Source organism: Algoriphagus aquatilis (genome assembly GCF_042657405.1).
Classification (GTDB): Bacteria; Bacteroidota; Bacteroidia; order Cytophagales; family Cyclobacteriaceae; genus Algoriphagus; species Algoriphagus aquatilis.
In genome coordinates this window covers 414144-433029 of sequence record NZ_JBHSKS010000004.1, presented here as the reverse complement: position 1 = coordinate 433029, position 18886 = coordinate 414144, and the positions used below count along the sequence as shown (strand labels likewise).

The following is an 18886-nucleotide window of genomic DNA, read 5'->3' as shown; positions in this document are numbered from 1 at the left end:
TGAGCTGTACTTTAGTCGGATAACCCATATCTAGTCTAATAACTAGATACAATATCCATAAAAAAAGGCCATAACTCCAAATTATGACCTACTTTTTTTCATCGACTAGTAAAGAGCCAAACATCAGCCAATTATTGCTTCAGCAACAATTGGATTACCTGAGAAAAAGTGGAAATCCTTGTTCAAAGTGTCGCGAGTGAAAAATCTAAGTTGATTTAAAAACAGAGTCAACCAAAAAGCCCCTGACAAAACATACTGTCAAGGGCTTTTTTTGAGGTAAGAATTCGCTTTTTAGGCAATCAAGATCAAAAGAAGGATGATAATGATGATGGCACCAATGGAAAGGTAAACTCCACTTCCAAGTTCGCGTGCTTCATCTTTCATTTCCTTGAGCTCAACTCTGACTTCTTTTCTTTCACTTTTACTCATCGAACTAAAATCCATGGTTTTGATTACCTCGATTCTATTTTCGATTTCCGTCAACCGAACTTTCTGAGCCTCTGTAAGCTCTTCTTTTGGGTTTTTCCCAGGTGCAGCATGTAAAAACTGTACACTGAGAAACAGGGCAAGAACTGCTACTAGCTTTTTCATTGTATTAAGTTTTAAAAGGTGAAATTATAGTAATCGGAAAACTCTACTCGAAATCCATTCTTAATGTGAATCCCCCAAATAAAAGCGATCAATCGGCTCCTAGAAAAATTGTAACTTGGAAGGGAAAAAATGCTCTCCTTTTATATAAAGTTAACCTAAAATGTCTCAGAAACAAGCACATAAACTTTTTTTGTTGGATGCAATGGCTTTAATCTACCGGGCACATTTCGCCTTTAGCAAAAATCCCAGAATCAATTCCAAAGGATTAAATACAGGGGTGATGCTAGGCTTTACCAATACATTGCTGGAAGTATTGGAAAAAGAGAAACCGAGCCACATCGCTGTAGCTTTCGATACGAAGGCACCGACTTTTCGACATGTCCAATACGAGCCTTACAAAGCTAACCGACTCGAGCAGCCGGAGGACATCACCATTTCTATCCCCTGGGTCAAAGAAATTGTGAAAGCCTTCAAGATCCCCGTGTTGGAAATGGATGGATTTGAGGCAGATGACATCATCGGAACGATAGCCAAAAAAGCAGAAAGAGATCATTTTACTGTCTACATGATGACCCCGGACAAAGACTACGGACAGATTGTGGATGACCATATTTTCCTTTACAAGCCAGCTTTCATGGGCAATGGCGTGGATGTCATGGGGCCCAAGCAGGTCTGCGAAAAGTGGGACATCGAGCATGTGGATCAAGTGCGGGATATTTTGGGCCTGATGGGCGATGCGGTGGACAACATTCCGGGTATTCCTGGCATCGGTGAAAAAACTGCCGTAAAGTTGCTTAAGGAATTTGGTACCGTGGAGGGCCTGATCGCCAATGTCGACAAGCTCAAAGGAAAGCAGAAAGAGAACGTAGAGAATTTTGCTCAACAAGGGCTTTTGTCCAAAGAACTCGCCACGATCAAAATCGACGTGCCGGTTGATTTTGATGAAGTGGATCTGAGATATGAGGGATTTGATGAGGAAAAGCTCCGAGCGATTTTTACCGAACTGGAATTCCGCACGCTGGCAAGCCGCATTTTCAAGGATTCCTCTGGAAAAAAAGCTGCAATAGCCGCACCCGCACAAATGGATCTTTTTGGAGCTCCAGCTCCAGCGCCTACCCATGTAGAAGAAGAGGAAAGCTCCGAAGAAGAGGTTACCATTTCTACACCAGTCATCTTGGACACCATCCATAGCAATGTCCACCATTACCACAAAATCAAAGGAAAAGTCGCCGTACAAGAACTTGTCGATTATTTGCTTTTGCAAAAGGAAATCTGTTTTGACACAGAGACCACCGATCTCGACGCCATGAAAGCCGAACTGGTTGGGTTGTCTTTTTCCTACATCGAAGGTGAAGCTTACTACATCCCTGTCTCTTCGGACCAAGCCGAGACGCAGGAAATTCTTGAAGTTCTGCGACCTGTTTTTGAAAATGAATCCATCCTCAAAATCGGTCAGAATGTGAAGTACGACATGCTGGTGCTGAAAAACTATGGCATCGAAGTCAAAGGTACCCTCTATGACACCATGCTTGCCCACTACCTGATCGAGCCGGAAGGCAAACATGGCATGGACTGGCTGGCACAGCAATACCTGCACTACAAACCGGTCTCCATCACTGAGCTCATCGGCAAAAAGGGAAAAGGTCAAGGAAACATGCGGGATGTAGACGAGGATGAAGTCACTGCTTATGCCGCGGAGGATGCAGATATCACGCTTCGCCTAAAAGGAAAACTCGATCCCATTATCCAATCCAATGGACTGAAAAAGCTTTTTGATGAAGTGGAAAACCCACTCATTCGAGTCCTGACCGATATGGAATTTGAAGGAGTGCGAATCGACACCGGTAGCTTGGCGGAATTGTCAGTAGCCTTGGAAGAGGAAAGCAAAGAGATCGAAAAGCGAGTCTATGAACTGGCTGGAGTACGATTCAATCTGGCATCACCAAAGCAATTGGGCGAAGTACTTTTTGAAAAACTCAAACTTGACCCAAAAGCCAAAAAAACCAAAACAGGACAATATGCCACCGGTGAGGAGATTCTCAGCAAAATGGCCAACGAACATGAAATCGCGCAGGCCATTCTCGATCACCGACAGATGGTGAAATTGAAATCTACCTATGTGGATGCCCTTCCTACCATGATCAATTCCAAGACAGGACGGATTCATACGACATACAATCAGTTTGTTGCTGCAACTGGTAGACTTTCCTCGATCAATCCCAACCTTCAGAATATCCCAATCCGAACATCCAGAGGACGGGAAATCCGGAAGGCTTTTGTCCCAAGAGATGAAAACCACGTGTTGCTTTCAGCGGATTATTCTCAGATCGAATTGCGCCTGATGGCAGCATTTTCTCAGGATGAATCCATGCTCGAAGCCTTCCGAAACGGTCGGGACATTCACGTCGCGACCGCAGCCAAAATCTTCAAAGTGCCTTTGGAAGAGGTGACTTCGGATATGAGAAGAAAAGCCAAAACGGCCAACTTCGGGATTATTTATGGCATCTCAGCTTTTGGTTTGGCACAGCGACTTTCCATCCCGAGAGGGGAGGCCAAAGAAATCATCGATGCCTATTTCACCGAATTCCCAGCAGTAAAGCAATACATGGATGGCGCCATCGAGAAAGCGCGAAAAGACGAATACGTGGAAACAATCCTTGGTCGCCGGCGCTACCTCCGCGACATCAACAGCCGCAATATGACCATGCGAGGCTTTGCCGAGCGAAACGCCATCAATGCGCCGCTTCAGGGTTCGGCCGCTGACCTCATCAAAGTTGCCATGATCCATGTGCATAACTGGATGAAGAAAGAGAAACTGAAATCCAAAATGATCCTCCAAGTGCACGATGAATTGGTTTTCGATGCGCATAAGGATGAGGTTGAGCTACTCAAAAAGCACATTCCAGGGCTGATGTCCAATGCAATCAAGCTACCTGTTCCGATCGAAGTGGAAGTGGGCGTAGGCACAGATTGGCTGCAGGCGCATTAGGAAGAAGTTAGATATCAGACACAAGATGCAAGACTGCCGAAGTACAGTCAGGCTGAGCGTAGTCGAAGCCGATTTTTCAGAAAAGTCCTTTGTGTTTAGAATGAATTGCCTAGATAAGTGCTTATAATCAAGGATAAAGGAAAATATTTCAAGAGTGTCGTATATCAAAAACTTGTACTGAGCGAAGTCGAAGTATCGTAATTCGTACCTCTATATGGCTAAAGTCAAAACCACCTTTTTCTGTCAGAACTGCGGCGCTCAAAGTCCCAAGTGGCTTGGCAAATGCCCTGCTTGTGGGGAATGGAATACCTATGTAGAAGAAATTCTCCAGAAAGAAGAAGTAGGAAAAGGGAGTTGGAAGCCCCAAGGTTCAGGGCTCAAAAAAGCCAGTGTCCCTAAGAAAATCGCTGAGGTCAACTACGAGGAGCAACCGCGCTGGATCACTTCCGATCCAGAATTGGATCGGGTGCTGGGAGGAGGAATCGTGTCAGGTTCTTTGGTCCTTATCGGTGGCGAACCCGGAATCGGAAAGTCCACGCTAATGCTTCAGATTGCGCTGACCCTAAAAGGGAAAAAAGTACTATACGTTTCAGGAGAGGAAAGTGAAGCCCAAATCAAAATGCGGGCAGATCGCATGTCGGCCAAAAACCCGGATTGCTATGTCCTTTCTGAGACTAATACCCAACAGATTTTCCAGCAGATTGAACTACTCAAGCCAGACTTTTTGGTCATCGACTCCATTCAGACACTCAACAGCCAGTATGTAGAATCCGCAGCTGGATCGGTATCGCAGGTGAGAGAGTGTACCGCAGAGCTGATGAAATTTGCGAAGGAGACTGGGACACCTGTTTTCCTCATCGGTCATATTACCAAGGACGGTTCCATCGCCGGGCCGAAAGTCCTCGAGCACATGGTGGATACGGTCTTGCAGTTTGAAGGAGATCGGCACTTGACTTATAGGATTCTCCGCACATCCAAAAACCGCTTTGGTTCCACCCACGAACTCGGCATTTACGAGATGCGCGCTGAAGGGCTGAGATCCGTAGCCAATCCATCGGAAATCCTGTTGACACAACGCGAAGAAGTACTGAACGGTGTGGCTATCGGCGCCATGATGGAAGGGAATCGCCCACTGTTGATCGAGATCCAGTCTTTGGTCAGTCCGGCGACTTATGGTACGCCTCAGCGAAGTAGCACAGGCCACGATGCCAAGCGACTGAACATGCTTTTGGCTGTGTTGGAAAAACGTGGAGGAATGAGACTTGGGCAGCAGGATGTGTTTTTGAATGTGGCAGGTGGCCTGAGAGTGGACGATCCTGGACTAGACCTGGCAGTGTGCGCTTCGTTGATTTCCAGCTATGAGGATACACCAGTATCGGAGCAGATCTGTTTTGCGGGAGAAGTGGGGCTCGGTGGAGAAATCCGCGCGGTCTCCCGCATCGAAAACCGCATCGCTGAAGCAGAAAAGCTGGGTTTCAAAAAAATCGTGGTTTCAAAATACGCAGTAAAGGGACTTGACTTGAGTAAGTTTAAAATACAGATTCTCCAGGTAAGTAAGTTGGAGGAAATGTATCAGTTGATTTTTTAACTATCAGAACCTACATCCTACCTATTTTTGAGGAATTTACTTCAAAGTCAATGAAAGCTCTCCTCACCATCGGACTCCTAGTCCTTTCCAACACCTTCATGACCTTAGCTTGGTACGGTCATTTGAAATTTGCTGAGTGGAAATGGTTCAGCAAACTCGGACTGGTTTCGGTTATTTTAATCAGTTGGGGAATTGCCCTTTTCGAATATTGTTTTCAGGTGCCCGCCAATAAAATTGGCTTTTCCGGCAATGGAGGACCTTTTTCGCTCGTCCAACTGAAAGTACTTCAAGAGGTGATCACCTTGGTGGTGTTTATGATTTTCACCTTGATCGCTTTCAAAAATGAAACCTTAAAGCTTAATCATCTCATAGGTGCGGTACTTTTGATTTTGGCAGTCTATTTCATTTTCAAAAAATAGGAAGCGCTTCACCCTTCCTTTTCTCAAACTTAAAAGATGGAAAATCCCAAACCTAAAAAAGACCTGACCCTTGATCCCGAAAACTGGGATCAAATGAGGGAGCTTGGTCATCAGATGATTGATGATTTATTCGACTATTGGCAGTCTATCCGAGATCAAAAGATTTGGAAACCAATCCCGGCAGAAGTAAAAGACTTTTTGGATCAACCCATCCCTGAAACGGGTCAAGATCCAAACGAAGTGTACGAGGACTTCAAAAAGTATATTTTTCCTTACAACAAAGGCAATGTCCATCCTCGGTTTTTTGCATGGATTCAGGGTACGGGGACTCCACTAGGTACGCTTGCCGATTTACTTGCCTCGGGGATGAATCCCAATACGACCATAGGAGAGCATGCTGCCATGTACGTAGACCGTCAGGTCGTCAATTGGTGCAAGCAACTGATGAACTTTCCTTCCGAGGCATCCGGGATTTTGGTCAGTGGCGGATCGATGGCAAATATCACGGCATTGACTGTGGCGCGAAATTCTTTTGGAGAAGAAAAAATCAGACAACGAGGACTCAAGGCTGCCTCCGCACAGTTGGTGCTTTATTGCTCCGTAGAAACTCACTCCTGCATACAAAAAGCCGCAGAAATCATTGGTTTGGGTACAGATGCGGTCCGGAAAATCGGTGTGAATGACCGCTTTGAAATGAAGGTAAATGAGTTGGAAACCCAAATTCAGTCCGATTTGAGTCAGGGGCTTTTACCTTTTTGCGTTGTCGGCACTTCGGGTACAGTGAATACCGGGGCTATTGATCCGATGGAGGAGCTACTTGCAATTTCCAGAAAATATGGACTTTGGTTTCATGTGGATGGAGCTTATGGGGCCTTGGCCAAGTTGGATCCCAACTATTCCGAAAGATTGAAAGCGATCGAGGCTGCAGATAGCTTAGCCTTTGACCTCCACAAGTGGCTGTACGTGCCGTACGAAGTGGGTTGCACCTTAATCAGGGATGCTAAGAAACATCGAGAAGCCTTTGCAATCACGCCAAATTACCTCCTACAAGAGAGTCGGGGACTTTCTGGAGGGCTGGATTCTATCAATAACTATGGATTTGAACTATCACGCGGATTCAAAGCCCTGAAAATCTGGATGTCCCTAAAAGAACATGGGCGTGAAAAATACGCGAAGATGATCGCCCAAAATAACCGGCAAGCAGAGTATCTGGCTGATTTGGTCAATCAGCATCCAGATTTAGAACTGACAGCTCCTGTTTCGATGAGCATTACTTGCTTTCGAATGAAAAGAGCCGACTGGGATGAAGATCAACTGAGAAGGCTGAATCGGGAGATATTACTACGACTTCAGGAAGAAGGAATCGCCTCACCGAGCTCCACGATTTTAAAAGGAAAATATACTCTTCGTGTGGCCAATGTCAATCAGCGTACCCGAATGAAGGACATGGACTTACTAGTATCGGAAGTAGTAAGAATCGGTCATTCCATTCATACCATCTGATCAAAATTGAAGTAAAAAGCCTTTTTGGCTTAATTTTCGCTATTTATTCGCCAAACTTTTAAACAATATGAAAACAATCAAACTATTCGCTCTTGTCTTGGGCCTTGCTCTTTTGACCACTATCGAATCACAAGCACAGGAAGTAGGTCTTCGATTTGGAAACTTCTATGGTAACAATGTAGCCATCGACGGTATCTTCGCTACAGGTGATTTTAGCCGAATTCACGCCAATGTCAGCTTTGGCGGAAATGGTCTAGGTGTAGATGCACTCTGGAACCCTATTTATGAAGACATCCCGGATACAGACTTTAAATGGTACGCCGGATTTGGTCCGTCCATTTACCTTTCCGAAAATTTCAGATTTGGCGGAGCAGGTGAGGTAGGAGCTGAATATGCTTTTTCCGAAGTTCCGATCACAGTTGGTCTGGATTTCAGACCTTATTTATTTTTGGTAGAAGTGACCGAGTTCAGTGCAGGTTTTGGTCTAAACGTGCGCTGGAGATTAAACTAACTCTAAGAAAATCAATACCTTTAAGCCGTTCAATTGGACGGCTTTTTTTATGGAAAAACTAATCGAAGGCGAGTTCTTTTTGGAAAAATTCTCGGGAAAAGGCGGATGGACTTTTGTCAGGCTACCCCTTTCCCAACTAGGCGCAAAAACACATTTTGGCATGCTGAAGGTATCAGGAAGTGTGGACAGCTTTGAATTCAGCGAAAAAACCCTCATGCCCATGGGAGATGGCTTCTTGTTTTTACCCATTTCCAAAGAAATCCGCACCCAAATCAAGAAGGGAGACGGGGAAAAGGTAATTCTTCAACTATTCCGAAATGGCATTCCTACCCAACTGACTGAGGAATTAAGAGATTGCTTACTCGATGATCCCGGAAAGCTTGATCTATACCTTAGCCTGACATCCGAGGAGCAAACCAGATGGCTGGAAATGATCTATTCGGCAAATACAGAAGAGCAAAAAGCCGAACGAATCGTCCGGCTTTTGGAATATTTAGGTAAGAACTCTTAGAATTCTACAATAATGCCCACCGTCGGCAACAGGGTTCCCGCTGGATTGGAAAGCTCTCTGAGTAAGTAGCGACTTGGATCTGCAGGATTTACAGGAATATTTCCTTGAGCATCTCTGGTCGCAATCAGTAAGGGCGGCTGTTCTGCTTGGAAATTGTAGGCATTCTGGATATCAAAATACCAGTTGAGATTCCACTTTTGGAAATAATACTTTTTATCCACCCTCAAATCCAACTGATGAAATGAGGCCAATCTCACTCCATTGATCCGATTGAAATCCAAAATGGCAGAATTTCTCAAGTTCCAAGTACTAATCAGCGAGGAAGCTGCGATATCATTTGGAGTGTAGGGAGTACCTCCCAAGAACCTCCATCGGGCCCCAATCTCCCAATTCTTGCCAAATCGCTTTCCTGCCGTCAAACTCACGATAAAGCGATTGTCCCAAGAAGATGGGATGAAGCCGTCCGTATTAGGATTGGTAAATTCACTCCTTACAAGGGTCAGTGAGGCAATTCCATAGAAGTTATTCAGCAAGCGCTGTTGAGCAAGGAACTCTACCCCATAGGCACGTCCTTCAGAATTAGACTGCACGGCCTCATTTCCGATGACTCCAAAGTCAGCTCCGAGGTTGGCAAGGGAAATCCCGTTTCTGACCGAACTCGGGTAATTGCTATACTTTTTATAGAATACCTCAGCCGTAAAACGTCGGGACTTTTCTGGAACCAAAAACTCGATCCCACCGATCAATTGGGCATTTCTGATAAATCTAACATCATTGTCTTGGTTGACAAACGCACCTTCATTGTTTTGAAAACCCAAGATGGTGTAAGATGGCCGCTGATAGTAAATACCCGCATTGGCAGTAGCAAAAAGATTTGGCCGCAGCTGGTAGGAAACAGAAAAACGAGGACTAAACTGATTGAGTGGATTGGAAGCCGTCTTACCAAAGTCAGATCCATCCACTCTAATACCCCCGCTGAGCAAAAGTCTGTCAGCCTTCAAATTTCGGGTACCTGAAATAAATGCCCCATAGGTATTGAAATTAGAAACTGAAGAGACGTCAATCACACCTCCTGTAGTGGAAAGAGTCGCTCGGTCAAAGTTGTCTATCAGGTATCGGGAATACTCGTAATTCACCCCATACTTGAGCGTATATCCTTTTCCGAAAATGCTGTTTTCAGCGCGGAATTTATTTTCAGATTCTTGGGACTGGTAGTTGAAAAGAAGATTTCGCTCCGAGCTATCATCATTTCCGGCATACTTGAAAGACTCGTTGTTCAGCATATTTCGGCTGAGGACAAAAGTCCAGAAACCATTTTCTCGGAAACGCTTCAATTTGGCACCAGTGGCGTAGTTCCATTGAGACTGTATCGGAAGCACATTTAGGAGGTATTTTCGCTCTTCGATTTCTTCTTGTGTTTCATCCTCCGGGATGTCAAAATTGAGCGAAAACTGGTCTATTGCGCCAATTCCGATAAATGTCAGTTCCGTCTTTTCATTGATTTTGGTGGTGGTTTTAAACTGAAAATCATTGAAAGTAGGCAAGAAAGGCAATCCCAAAACCCGAAAGAGTCCTTGCAGATAAGACCTTCTGGCAGAAAGGATGTAGGTCGTTTTCGGTGTCAAGGGTCCTTCATTGGAAAGCGTCAGTTCAGAAGCTCCTACGGTCAGCTGAGTAAACATTTTGTCACGTCGTCCTTCTTTCAGGGAGATTTCAAAAAACGAACTCAGTGCATTCATGCGATTGGCAGGAAAACCACCTGCGATCAAATCCACATTTTTAATGAGGTTTACATTCAGAATCCCAACCGGTCCGCCTGAAGATCCCTGCGTGGCAAAGTGATTAATCACCGGCACTTCGATCTCATCTATGTAAAATCGGTTTTCATTGGGAGCGCCTCCACGGATGAGGATGTCATTTCGAAAACTTGGCGTACTGGCAACGCCCGGTAAAGCTTGGATTACCCTCGAAATATCCCGATTACCGCCTGGATATCGTTCGATTTCATTGGTATTCAATTTCCTCACAGATAGCGGCGTCTCTTCCGAGCGGGTAAATTCACTGCTGACCACTACTTCAGAGAGCTCTGCTGCATCTTCAGACAGACTAAAGTCCAACTGAACTGGCCTGGCCAAAGTAACCTGTACCTCAAATACGGTGGAGGTCTTGAATCCTACGAAACTCGCTCGGACATTATACAATCCGGGAGGGACATTCTGGATCTCATAGTTCCCGTTTTCGTCAGAAATGGCTCCCAATTCAGTACCTAGGATCAGTACATTGGCAAAACCTACGGGCTGATTGTTAACTGGATTGGTGATTTTTCCTCGAATTATTCCTTGTGAAAAGGCCGTTCCGAAAAGGAAAAAAAACGCAGAAAAGAGTATTGCTGTCCTCATGAATAGTTGGTTTGAAGGCTAAATCCAGAAAGGCGCCTTTTGTTTGATTTTTTTATAGAAATTTTGATTTGATACGTGATTTCAGGCAGTTTGTCCCTCTTTCACTCTCCAAAGCCTCCACCAAGGTGTGCCCGGAGAATCATGGTGCTCAAAGTGGTATCCAAAAAAGTAACAGCTCAAAAATGCCCAAAGGTGGTTTTTTGACTGAGAGTGGGAATGGTGCTTGTTTTCACTTTCCCCCTTGTGTGGAAGATACGTCCCAAAATAAAATAGTTGTAGGGTGGATAGCACTGCAGGCACCATCCAGAAGATGATGAGATTTTCCGTAGGCAAAAAGAGCTTCAGAATATTAAATGTCACGGCCATCAGAAGTATTTGCCACACATTGACATACTGACGGATAAAACTGAGGTACCAGGGAATGAATCGTTCAGAAGCATGGTAATCGGGATCTTGGTCAGTGGCGACGTAGCGATGATGCTCGTGGTGCTTGGGAAATAGCTTCCAGTAAAAGTTGTAAGAAAATAATACTGCGGCTATCCAACCGGTAAGGTGGTTCAGCTTTTTGTGAGAGGTGACTACTCCGTGCATGGCGTCATGAGCCGTGATAAACAAACCCGTGTAAAGATGCATTTGAAGCAATACAGCAAGGTAAGTCAATGGACTAGCCCAAGAAAAATCCCACATCAGCAAAAACACCAATGATATTGCCCAAAGTACAATGATCGACCAGCCGATCACGAGTCCTTTCGGATCTATCGTGGAAGTAGGGCTATTGACGCCTTTCATGGTTTAAAAAGTCAATATCCTTTCTTTAACCTGCTCCATCAGCCACATCGGCGTAGAAGTAGCACCACAAATCCCAACCGTCTCATTTTCGCCAAACCAACAGGCCTCAATCTGATCCGGATTGGAGACGAAATAGGTGTTTGGATTTTTCTCTTTGCAGACGTTGTAAAGCACCTTGCCATTGGAGGATTTGGTACCGCTGACAAAAACAATCTTGTCAAACTTTTCTGCAAAATCTCTCAGCTCCTTATCACGATTGGAAACCTGACGGCAAATGGTATCATTGGTATTGACTGTGATGCCGTTATCCTTCAGAATATTGTTGATTTCGTAGAATTTATCTGTGCTTTTGGTCGTCTGACTGTATAGGGTAATATTTTTTGGGAGGGTCTCAATGTCCAATTCGGAGATATCTTGAAAAACTACCGCCTTGTTATTGGTCTGACCAAGCAATCCGATCACTTCTGCATGACCATGCTTGCCGTAGATATAGATTGTCTCATCCTTATCAAATGAGTTTTTGATCCTGTTTTGGAGCTTCAAAACGACAGGACAAGAGGCATCGATTAGGGTCAAATTATTTTTGATTGCCAACTCATAGGTAGATGGCGGTTCGCCATGAGCACGGATTAACACTTTTTCATCTCTCAGTCCATGCAAATCTCCGTGATCAATGATTTTAAGCCCTTTTCGGGAGAGTCTGCTGACTTCCTCGTCATTATGTACAATATCTCCAAGACAGTACAGGTATCCCTGTTCATCCAGGATTTCTTCAGCCATTTCGATCGCATAGACTACACCAAAGCAAAAGCCGGAGTGGTCGTCGATTTGTACTTGGAGATTTTTCATTTCGTCTTTAAACTTCAAGTTAACTGAATTGTTTTTTGACTTCTCAGGTGTTCAAAGAAGCTGATATTCATCAGAAATAGCGTCATGGAATAGACAGTGTCCTCGATAGGTACAGTCCAGATGCGAATTCCAAGGTTTTCGGCATTATTGTAAATAACGACCGGTTCTTCAGTCATTCCCCCTGTCAAAATGCCGTTGCAAAGCATCAAAGGAATCAAATGAATGATGTATGCAAAGATGAATCTGCCTAGGTAACGATCTTTGAAATACAGGTAATGGGCCAGTAAGGTAATAGACCCCACTAAGAAATTGACTGAAGTATACCATTTATCAAGGTGGATTAGTCCCATCACAAATAGAAAAGGCACCAAAACCCAGACAAACGGCTTTCCTAGAGGCTTGAAATAATCCTTCGGTAAGAAATAAATCAGCACTTCATAGATAAAGACGCAGGAAAATGGAATGATAAAGAAGAACAACACTTCTTCTATGGGCAGATTTCCAAGAAAAAGGCCTGAAATATAAGTTGGGTTAAATTCCCAAACTCCAATTTTGGTAAACCAAATATCCCATACGATGAAAAAGAATGCTGTGCCCAGCATCCCTGGAAAAAGCATACTCCATTTGGTCGCATAGCGAATCCGACGCTCGAACGACTGAACCAAGGGGTAGGAAATCGCAAACAACAGGACACCGAAATAGAGGTATTTTTCCATTATAGAATCCCAAGTTTGGTTTCAAAATAAGTACCCACCAAAAGAGAAAGTTTCTGAGAATTGGGGATTCTAACTCTTTTTTGAGTGATCACTTCCGCAGGAAGTCCTTTGATCTTATCAAAAAGCTTTTGATAATAGAGGTAGGCAACTTTAACCCCCATTTTAGCGCCAGCTGGCAACCTTTCAATACCAATCAGTGAATCATTGAAGTCTTTTTGGATATCCTCCTCGATCAGCATCTTAGCAGATTTGTCAAATTGGGTAAAGTCTACTCCTGGAAAGTAGACCCTGCCTCTTTCTTCGTAGTCGCTCTTGATGTCTCTCAGGAAATTCACCTTTTGAAAGGCAGCACCAAGCTTGCAGGCAGGTTCACGAAGACGCTCATACATAGCCTGATCTCCTTCACAAAACACTTTCAGACACATCAAACCCACTACCTCTGCCGAACCGTAGATGTATTCGTGATACTTAGAATCATTGTAAATCCTAAAATCAAGATCCATCTCCATGCTGTGTAGGAAAGCTTCTATCAGGTCTTTGTCGATCTGATATTTATTCACCATAAGTTGGAACGCATGAAGCACTGGATTCAAAGAGATTCCGGCATCGATGGCCGCGTAGGTATCTTTTTTAAACTGATCCAATAGTGCCTGTTTATCTTTATCATGGAAAGTATCCACGATTTCATCTGCATATCGGACAAAGCCATAGATGGCATAGATCGGAAGATGAAACTTTTTGTCCAGGGTCTTGATGCCTAGAGTAAAGCTCGTGCTGTATCGCTGAGTGATCAGCTTACTGCACTCAAGGGTGGTTTGGTCAAAAAGCGCGATTGCATCCATTGCTATAATATACCTTTTTGTCTACAAATTGTTTTCTTTCATCACCTCTTTCGCTACCACACCTCCTGAAATCAGCGACGGAGGAACGCCTGGTCCGGGCACCGTCAACTGACCTGTATAATACAGGTTTCGGACTTTTTTGTTTTTCAGTCCAGGCTTTAAAATCGCGGTTTGAAGCAATGTATTCGCCAATCCATAGGCATTGCCTTTGAACGCATGGTAATCTGACTTGAAATCGCTGTGCGCATAGGACCTTTTGTAGATCACATGAGAGCGGATCTCTTGGCCCGAAATTTTTTCCAATCGGTCCATGATGATGTGGTAATATTTCTCCCTCATCTCCTCCGAATCATCCAAATCCGGAGCTAGTGGAATAAGCAAAAACACATTTTCCATACCTTCTGGGGCTACGGTAGGGTCGGTGATAGAAGGTACCGAGGCGTAGAAGAGTGGCTTGTCTGGCCATCTTGGATTGGTGTAGATCGCGTCTGCATGCGGTCCAAGAGGCTCATCAAAGAAGAGATTATGATGTCTGAGATTATTTAATCTTTTATTGATACCGAGGTAAAACAATAAGCTCGAAGGCGCCATGACCCTCTTATCCCAATAATCTTCAGAGTAGTTGCTGTATGTAGGATTGAGTAAGTGTCTGTCCACATGGTGGTAGTCTGCTCCTGCCACGACCACATCTGCTTGTATTTTTTCCCCAGATTTTAGCCTAACTGATTTTGCTAAACCATTTGAGATCTCGATTTCTTCAACTTCAGCTGAATACCTGATTTTGACACCTTTTTCCTCAGCCAATTGAACCATGCCTTTGATGATCTCATGCATGCCCTTTTTTGGATACCAAGTACCCAAGGCGATATCTGCATAATTCATCAAACTGTAGAGTGCAGGAATATTTTCGGCTGTTTCACCAAGGAAAAGCACCGGGAATTCCATCAATCGGATGATTTTGTCATGAGAAAAAAACTTTCTCACATGCTTGGACATGGATTGGAAAATATCCATTCGGACCATGTCTACCAATAAACCCGGCGAGGTAAATTCGAAAATGGATCTACTTGGCTTCTGTACCAAGTCATGGATTCCCACCTCGTATTTGTATTTGGCCTGGGCCAAAAATTTATCCAAATTGGCTCCTGCGCCAGGCTCAATGCGATCCAGCATCGATTTGAATTCCCCCAAATCAGCAGGAATATCCAGGACATCTTCTTGGCCATAGATTACTGCATAGGAGGGATCCAGCCTGATCAAATCATAATAGTCGGATGGCTTTTTCCCAAACTGGGAAAAATAATGCTCAAATACATCCGGCATCCAATACCAACTTGGCCCCATATCAAAAACAAACCCCTGGTGCTCGAACTTTCTAGCTCTTCCACCGGGGGAATCATTTTTCTCAAGAAGGGTTACTGTACAATTTGCTTTGTCTGCCAAGTGCGTGGCTGCGGAAAGACCGGCAAATCCGGATCCGATTACCACCACGTGTTTTTTTGACATAGAATTAGTTTTTATGCTTATAAACCATCAAGTCCTCTTTAAGAAGCTTACGGGCAATATGGATTCTATTTTTAACAGTTCCTATCGGGATTTGAAGCTTATCTGCGATCTCGTGGTATTTGAAACCTCTGAAGTGCATCAAAAATGGAGTTTTATAGACATCATCCAGCTTATCGATAGCCACCTGAATATCGTCCATGGTGAAGCTTCCGAATACCCCGTTTTCAATCAAGGCATCACTAGAATTAATGTAATGAAGATTATCTGTCGTGTCTACGAATGTACCTCTTCTCACCATTCGCTGATAGTTGGTGATGAAGGTGTTTTTCATAATAGTATATAACCATGCTTTGAGGTTGGTACCCTCGGTGAACTTGTCTCTGTTAGTGAATGCTTTTACCATGGTGTCCTGCAATAGGTCATTGGCATCATCCACATCACGGGTCAACTTCATCGCAAAAGGCTTCAAAGAGCTAGACAGCTTTTGAAGAGAGTAGCTAAATTCTAGAGTTGTCATGGTTGCTTTGTTTTGTTTAATCAAATCTAGACAGTATTAAACAAAATGCAAACGTTTTGTAGAATATTTTTTTTTAAACGTTAAACAAAAAGTAACAAAAGTATAATTTTTAGGAACAAAAGGCCCAAATGAACGAAAAAAGGCGCTTTTTGAAGAAGCGCCTTTGTTTAAACAAAAATCAATTTTGTTTAACTATTTTTCTTGAGAGACTTCTTCAAGTTCTTCCAGAAGATCCTTAATGTCTCGGATGTAATTCATTTGTCGTACGTTTTTTGGAAATACCAAGTCCTGACCAATAACCTGGTATCCTGTCACCAATATTTGGCAGGAAGAAAATCTTTCCGAAAGGGCATTTACATACTCTTGTACGTACTCTGAAGACGGAGAGGTGGTGATAACCGTAAGCAGGTATTCCGGCTGATGAAGTTTAAAGACGGATAGCAAATCATCATTTGGAGTACTCTGTCCCAGATAGATTACTTTATGGCCTTTAGACTTGATGAGATAGCTGGCAAAGAGAATCGAAATTTCATGAAGCTCACCCTCTGGGAGGAAAAGCAAGAACTTCTTTCCTCCACCATGGTAAATTTGTCCATCTATAGCTACAATTAATTTTTGCCTGACCAGATTAGAAATAAAATGCTCTTGAGCCGGGTTGATTGCTCCGGTTTGCCATAGTACCCCGATTTTGGACATGAAAGGATAGATGATATTGAGCATGGTCTGCTCAAATCCTAACTTGATAATGTTGGTACTTAAAATTTTATCAAAACGCTCTTCATCCATCTCGATCATACAGATGGTAAGTGCATGGATCTGGTCGTCATGAGTAAGTGAGCGCTCAGTCAGCTTAATTACTTCATCTCTGATTTCATGAGATGCCATCGAAGCGATTTTGCTGATTTTAAATCCATTGTCATTCAAAAGAGCGACATTCAAAATCAGCTTGAGGTCATCGTCATCATAAAAGCGAATGTTAGTATCCGTTCTTTTTGGGTTCAACAAATTATACCGTTGTTCCCAAATACGAAGCGTGTGGGCTTTAATCCCAGACAGCTGTTCCAAATCCTTGATTGAATACGTGCTCACTTTTCTTCGTTTTTAAAGAATTTTTTGGGTACTACAAATAAGCCAAAAGAAACTGCATCGTCCTTTTGGTTGGTTTTATGGTGTGCTTGATGTGCCTTGAAAATTCCTTTTAGAAAAGAATTTTTAGGCCGATCAAACCATTTTAGCCTCCTATGGACCATCACATCATGAAGGATGAAATAAAGGAATCCGTAAAGACTGATTCCCATCCCCATCCAAAATCTATAGTCCAATTCACTGACTCCAAGCAAAATAAGTACAATGGCCACACTTCCGAAAAGAACTGAAAATAAGTCGTTCAATTCGAAAAAGGACTTGGATGGCTGATGATGTGTCTTATGAATTACCCATAATGGGCCATGCATCAGGAATTTATGAATAAACCATCCTGAAAATTCCATTGCCGCAAACCCAAGGACTATAAACGCTATTGCCGTAATCATTATCTGCAAAACCAAATTCTAACTGCTTTGTTTGAAAAGGATTTTTTCAGTTAGCAATACTAACTTGACTCCTGCTTCTTATCCGATGAGTGTGAAATTTAAAATGGTGAAAAAAAGAATCCAAGTGATCAGCAGAAAGACAGCAATGGGATTAGACTTCTCAAAGTTGGCTTTTCGATAGATCAAATGCACTAGAAACGACACACCAAACCATCCCAAATAATTGCTTACAGGAATAGTCTCCCACTTCCACGCCCAGAATTCCAAGGCGACTGCTACTGGCTCAAGGATGTAATCTAGGGCAGTCATGGCTGTAGCTCCCAAAAATGCAGCATACCAGTCATTGGGTATTTTGTGAAAAACTGAGCCTGTGAGATAGGCTAGTATAAACCAATTGACGCCAATTACTAGTGGAACATCCCATAGTTTGGGTCCCAAAGTGGGTCCATAGACGTAATCCCCATAAAGGTAGCCCGTATGAATTCCAATAATCTCTGATCCAAATCCTATCCAAAATGCTGCGGCGGCGAAAATTGGAAAGGCATCATTCCAACCTTTATGGTAAAGTAACATCAATACCATAGTGGTTAATAAGTGGGCTGGAGTAAGCATCAAAAAAAGTTCTTGGTACTCAGGTAAGGAAAGACCAATTACCCCAACCACATGAAGTGCTACTAGGATAATTTTGCCGATGAGCTCTTTGGAAAGCTTACTTTTTCCTCGTTCGGGGTTGAATTTGTGCATATTAAATTAGCCTAGAGGCGGATTCTATTCGGGATTCCTAACTTTGCCTAGAAATAATTGTTACCAAAAAAAGTAAATAAAAGCCAAAAGACTGATTATGATCTTGTATAATATTACCACAAACGTTACCGCTGATATCGAAGAAGACTTTATCACTTGGATGAAATCGATCCATATTCCTGAAGTAATGGAGACAGGAATTTTTCTGGATCACAAATTCTATAAACTTCTTCATGACTCAGAGGACGGCTCTGTCAACTACTCCATTCAGTTTTTCACTGAGTCAATGGAAAAGATGATGGAATACGAGAAAACCCACGCCACGGCTCTCCGCATCAAAACCAAAGAACGCTATCAGGATAAGGCCGTTTCTTTCCGATCACTTCTAGAGACAGTCTAACCTTATTTCTAATCCCATCAAATTATTCATCAGTCTTCTTCTTCCACAATTGGCAGGTGGTTTAGGTGCTTTTTTCACATTAAGCTCTGTAAGAGAATGGTACCTCACCATCAATCGCCCTGAATGGAATCCACCGAACTGGCTATTTGGGCCCGTTTGGACTACACTCAATGTATTAATGGGAATCAGCTGCTTTCTAATCTGGAAAAGCGAGCACCCACTAAAAAAGCAATTACTTTCTTTTTACTTCATTCAGTTGGTACTCAATGCACTTTGGTCTCCTGCTTTTTTTGGTGCTCAAAGTCCCATATTGGGATTAGTCGTGATTATTCCACTATGGGCTAGCATCCTGTTCTGTATTTTCCAATTCAAAAAAGTAAGTGGATGGGCATCGGGACTTATGGTTCCTTACCTTCTGTGGGTTTCTTTCGCAACAGTATTGAATGCAACCATCTGGTGGTTAAATTAAAAAAGGCCGGC

Annotated in this window: 19 protein-coding genes; 8 read left to right on the top strand and 11 right to left on the bottom strand. The window is 43.3% G+C overall.

Annotation, left to right across the window (positions count from 1 at the left end; all coding sequences use genetic code 11):
• Positions 1-291: 291 nt before the first annotated feature.
• Positions 292-591, bottom strand: a complete 300-nt coding sequence (locus tag ACFPIK_RS08160; protein WP_377914064.1) for a hypothetical protein — start codon at positions 589-591, stop codon at positions 292-294.
• 160 nt (positions 592-751) lie between these two features.
• Here ACFPIK_RS08160 and polA point away from each other — a divergent pair, with 160 nt between their 5' ends.
• The 6 genes from polA to ACFPIK_RS08130 all read left to right on the top strand — a co-directional run bounded on the left by polA (position 752) and on the right by ACFPIK_RS08130 (position 8112).
• Positions 752-3580 (top strand): DNA polymerase I, encoded by a 2829-nt coding sequence (gene polA / locus ACFPIK_RS08155; RefSeq protein WP_377914062.1) that lies wholly within the window; start codon positions 752-754, stop codon positions 3578-3580.
• 214 nt (positions 3581-3794) lie between these two features.
• Positions 3795-5168 (top strand): DNA repair protein RadA, encoded by a 1374-nt coding sequence (gene radA, locus ACFPIK_RS08150; protein WP_377914060.1) that lies wholly within the window; start codon positions 3795-3797, stop codon positions 5166-5168.
• Positions 5169-5218: 50 nt separating this feature from the next.
• Positions 5219-5587, top strand: a complete 369-nt coding sequence (locus ACFPIK_RS08145; RefSeq protein ID WP_377914058.1) for a DMT family protein — start codon at positions 5219-5221, stop codon at positions 5585-5587.
• A 36-nt stretch (positions 5588-5623) separates the two neighbouring features.
• Complete coding sequence (locus tag ACFPIK_RS08140) at positions 5624-7090, top strand: pyridoxal phosphate-dependent decarboxylase family protein (protein WP_377914056.1); 1467 nt, start codon at positions 5624-5626, stop codon at positions 7088-7090.
• Between the two features lie 67 nt (positions 7091-7157).
• Positions 7158-7601, top strand: a complete 444-nt coding sequence (locus ACFPIK_RS08135) for an outer membrane insertion C- signal (protein ID WP_377914054.1) — start codon at positions 7158-7160, stop codon at positions 7599-7601.
• Between the two features lie 49 nt (positions 7602-7650).
• Complete coding sequence (locus tag ACFPIK_RS08130; RefSeq protein WP_377914052.1) at positions 7651-8112, top strand: YdeI/OmpD-associated family protein; 462 nt, start codon at positions 7651-7653, stop codon at positions 8110-8112.
• Here the strand turns inward: ACFPIK_RS08130 and ACFPIK_RS08125 are convergent.
• The 10 genes from ACFPIK_RS08125 to ACFPIK_RS08080 all read right to left on the bottom strand — a co-directional run bounded on the left by ACFPIK_RS08125 (position 8109) and on the right by ACFPIK_RS08080 (position 18006).
• Positions 8109-10511, bottom strand: coding sequence for a TonB-dependent receptor (locus ACFPIK_RS08125; protein ID WP_377914050.1), 2403 nt, complete (start codon positions 10509-10511; stop codon positions 8109-8111). The two genes, ACFPIK_RS08130 and ACFPIK_RS08125, sit on opposite strands and share 4 nt — an antisense overlap.
• Before the next feature lie 81 nt (positions 10512-10592).
• The gene (locus ACFPIK_RS08120; protein WP_377914048.1) at positions 10593-11300 is read right to left on the bottom strand and encodes a fatty acid desaturase; all 708 of its coding nucleotides are present in this window, start codon (positions 11298-11300) and stop codon (positions 10593-10595) included.
• Between the two features lie 3 nt (positions 11301-11303).
• Positions 11304-12149 (bottom strand): 4-hydroxy-3-methylbut-2-enyl diphosphate reductase, encoded by an 846-nt coding sequence (locus tag ACFPIK_RS08115; RefSeq protein ID WP_377914046.1) that lies wholly within the window; start codon positions 12147-12149, stop codon positions 11304-11306.
• 14 nt (positions 12150-12163) lie between these two features.
• Positions 12164-12865 (bottom strand): lycopene cyclase domain-containing protein, encoded by a 702-nt coding sequence (locus ACFPIK_RS08110; RefSeq protein WP_377914044.1) that lies wholly within the window; start codon positions 12863-12865, stop codon positions 12164-12166.
• Entirely contained in the window at positions 12865-13707 is an 843-nt protein-coding gene (locus ACFPIK_RS08105) for a phytoene/squalene synthase family protein (RefSeq protein ID WP_377914042.1), read from the bottom strand. The genes ACFPIK_RS08110 and ACFPIK_RS08105 overlap by 1 nt, the downstream gene beginning before the upstream one ends.
• Positions 13708-13728: 21 nt before the next feature.
• Positions 13729-15213 carry a phytoene desaturase family protein gene (locus tag ACFPIK_RS08100; protein WP_377914040.1) on the bottom strand — a complete coding sequence of 495 codons (1485 nt, stop codon included), beginning with the start codon at positions 15211-15213 and terminating at the stop codon, positions 13729-13731.
• A gap of 4 nt (positions 15214-15217) precedes the next feature.
• A complete protein-coding gene (locus ACFPIK_RS08095) occupies positions 15218-15730 on the bottom strand; it encodes an RNA polymerase sigma factor (RefSeq protein ID WP_377914038.1) in 513 nt (170 codons plus the stop codon).
• A gap of 192 nt (positions 15731-15922) precedes the next feature.
• Positions 15923-16819 (bottom strand): MerR family transcriptional regulator, encoded by an 897-nt coding sequence (locus ACFPIK_RS08090; RefSeq protein ID WP_377914036.1) that lies wholly within the window; start codon positions 16817-16819, stop codon positions 15923-15925.
• Positions 16816-17262 carry a sterol desaturase family protein gene (locus ACFPIK_RS08085; RefSeq protein ID WP_377914034.1) on the bottom strand — a complete coding sequence of 149 codons (447 nt, stop codon included), beginning with the start codon at positions 17260-17262 and terminating at the stop codon, positions 16816-16818. Before ACFPIK_RS08085 ends, ACFPIK_RS08090 begins: the two co-directional genes overlap by 4 nt.
• Positions 17263-17340: 78 nt before the next feature.
• Positions 17341-18006, bottom strand: a complete 666-nt coding sequence (locus ACFPIK_RS08080) for a carotenoid biosynthesis protein (RefSeq protein ID WP_377914032.1) — start codon at positions 18004-18006, stop codon at positions 17341-17343.
• 97 nt (positions 18007-18103) lie between these two features.
• Between ACFPIK_RS08080 and ACFPIK_RS08075 the strand changes: the two genes are divergently transcribed.
• Both ACFPIK_RS08075 and ACFPIK_RS08070 read left to right on the top strand, forming a co-directional pair.
• On the top strand, positions 18104-18406 hold the full coding sequence (locus ACFPIK_RS08075) for a DUF4286 family protein (protein WP_377914030.1): 303 nt from the start codon (positions 18104-18106) through the stop codon (positions 18404-18406).
• 4 nt (positions 18407-18410) lie between these two features.
• Positions 18411-18875, top strand: a complete 465-nt coding sequence (locus ACFPIK_RS08070) for a TspO/MBR family protein (RefSeq protein ID WP_377914076.1) — start codon at positions 18411-18413, stop codon at positions 18873-18875.
• Positions 18876-18886 lie beyond the last annotated feature (11 nt).

Coding starts and splice junctions, on each gene's coding strand:
- ACFPIK_RS08075 (WP_377914030.1), top strand. CDS start 18,104: ATGATCTTGTATAATATTACCACAAACGTTACCGCTGATATCGAAGAA.
- ACFPIK_RS08110 (WP_377914044.1), bottom strand. CDS start 12,865: ATGGAAAAATACCTCTATTTCGGTGTCCTGTTGTTTGCGATTTCCTAC.
- ACFPIK_RS08145 (WP_377914058.1), top strand. CDS start 5,219: ATGAAAGCTCTCCTCACCATCGGACTCCTAGTCCTTTCCAACACCTTC.
- ACFPIK_RS08085 (WP_377914034.1), bottom strand. CDS start 17,262: ATGATTACGGCAATAGCGTTTATAGTCCTTGGGTTTGCGGCAATGGAA.
- ACFPIK_RS08105 (WP_377914042.1), bottom strand. CDS start 13,707: ATGGATGCAATCGCGCTTTTTGACCAAACCACCCTTGAGTGCAGTAAG.
- ACFPIK_RS08095 (WP_377914038.1), bottom strand. CDS start 15,730: ATGACAACTCTAGAATTTAGCTACTCTCTTCAAAAGCTGTCTAGCTCT.
- ACFPIK_RS08125 (WP_377914050.1), bottom strand. CDS start 10,511: ATGAGGACAGCAATACTCTTTTCTGCGTTTTTTTTCCTTTTCGGAACG.
- ACFPIK_RS08120 (WP_377914048.1), bottom strand. CDS start 11,300: ATGAAAGGCGTCAATAGCCCTACTTCCACGATAGATCCGAAAGGACTC.
- ACFPIK_RS08130 (WP_377914052.1), top strand. CDS start 7,651: ATGGAAAAACTAATCGAAGGCGAGTTCTTTTTGGAAAAATTCTCGGGA.
- ACFPIK_RS08115 (WP_377914046.1), bottom strand. CDS start 12,149: ATGAAAAATCTCCAAGTACAAATCGACGACCACTCCGGCTTTTGCTTT.
- ACFPIK_RS08160 (WP_377914064.1), bottom strand. CDS start 591: ATGAAAAAGCTAGTAGCAGTTCTTGCCCTGTTTCTCAGTGTACAGTTT.
- ACFPIK_RS08080 (WP_377914032.1), bottom strand. CDS start 18,006: ATGCACAAATTCAACCCCGAACGAGGAAAAAGTAAGCTTTCCAAAGAG.
- ACFPIK_RS08100 (WP_377914040.1), bottom strand. CDS start 15,213: ATGTCAAAAAAACACGTGGTGGTAATCGGATCCGGATTTGCCGGTCTT.
- radA (WP_377914060.1), top strand. CDS start 3,795: ATGGCTAAAGTCAAAACCACCTTTTTCTGTCAGAACTGCGGCGCTCAA.
- ACFPIK_RS08135 (WP_377914054.1), top strand. CDS start 7,158: ATGAAAACAATCAAACTATTCGCTCTTGTCTTGGGCCTTGCTCTTTTG.
- ACFPIK_RS08140 (WP_377914056.1), top strand. CDS start 5,624: ATGGAAAATCCCAAACCTAAAAAAGACCTGACCCTTGATCCCGAAAAC.
- polA (WP_377914062.1), top strand. CDS start 752: ATGTCTCAGAAACAAGCACATAAACTTTTTTTGTTGGATGCAATGGCT.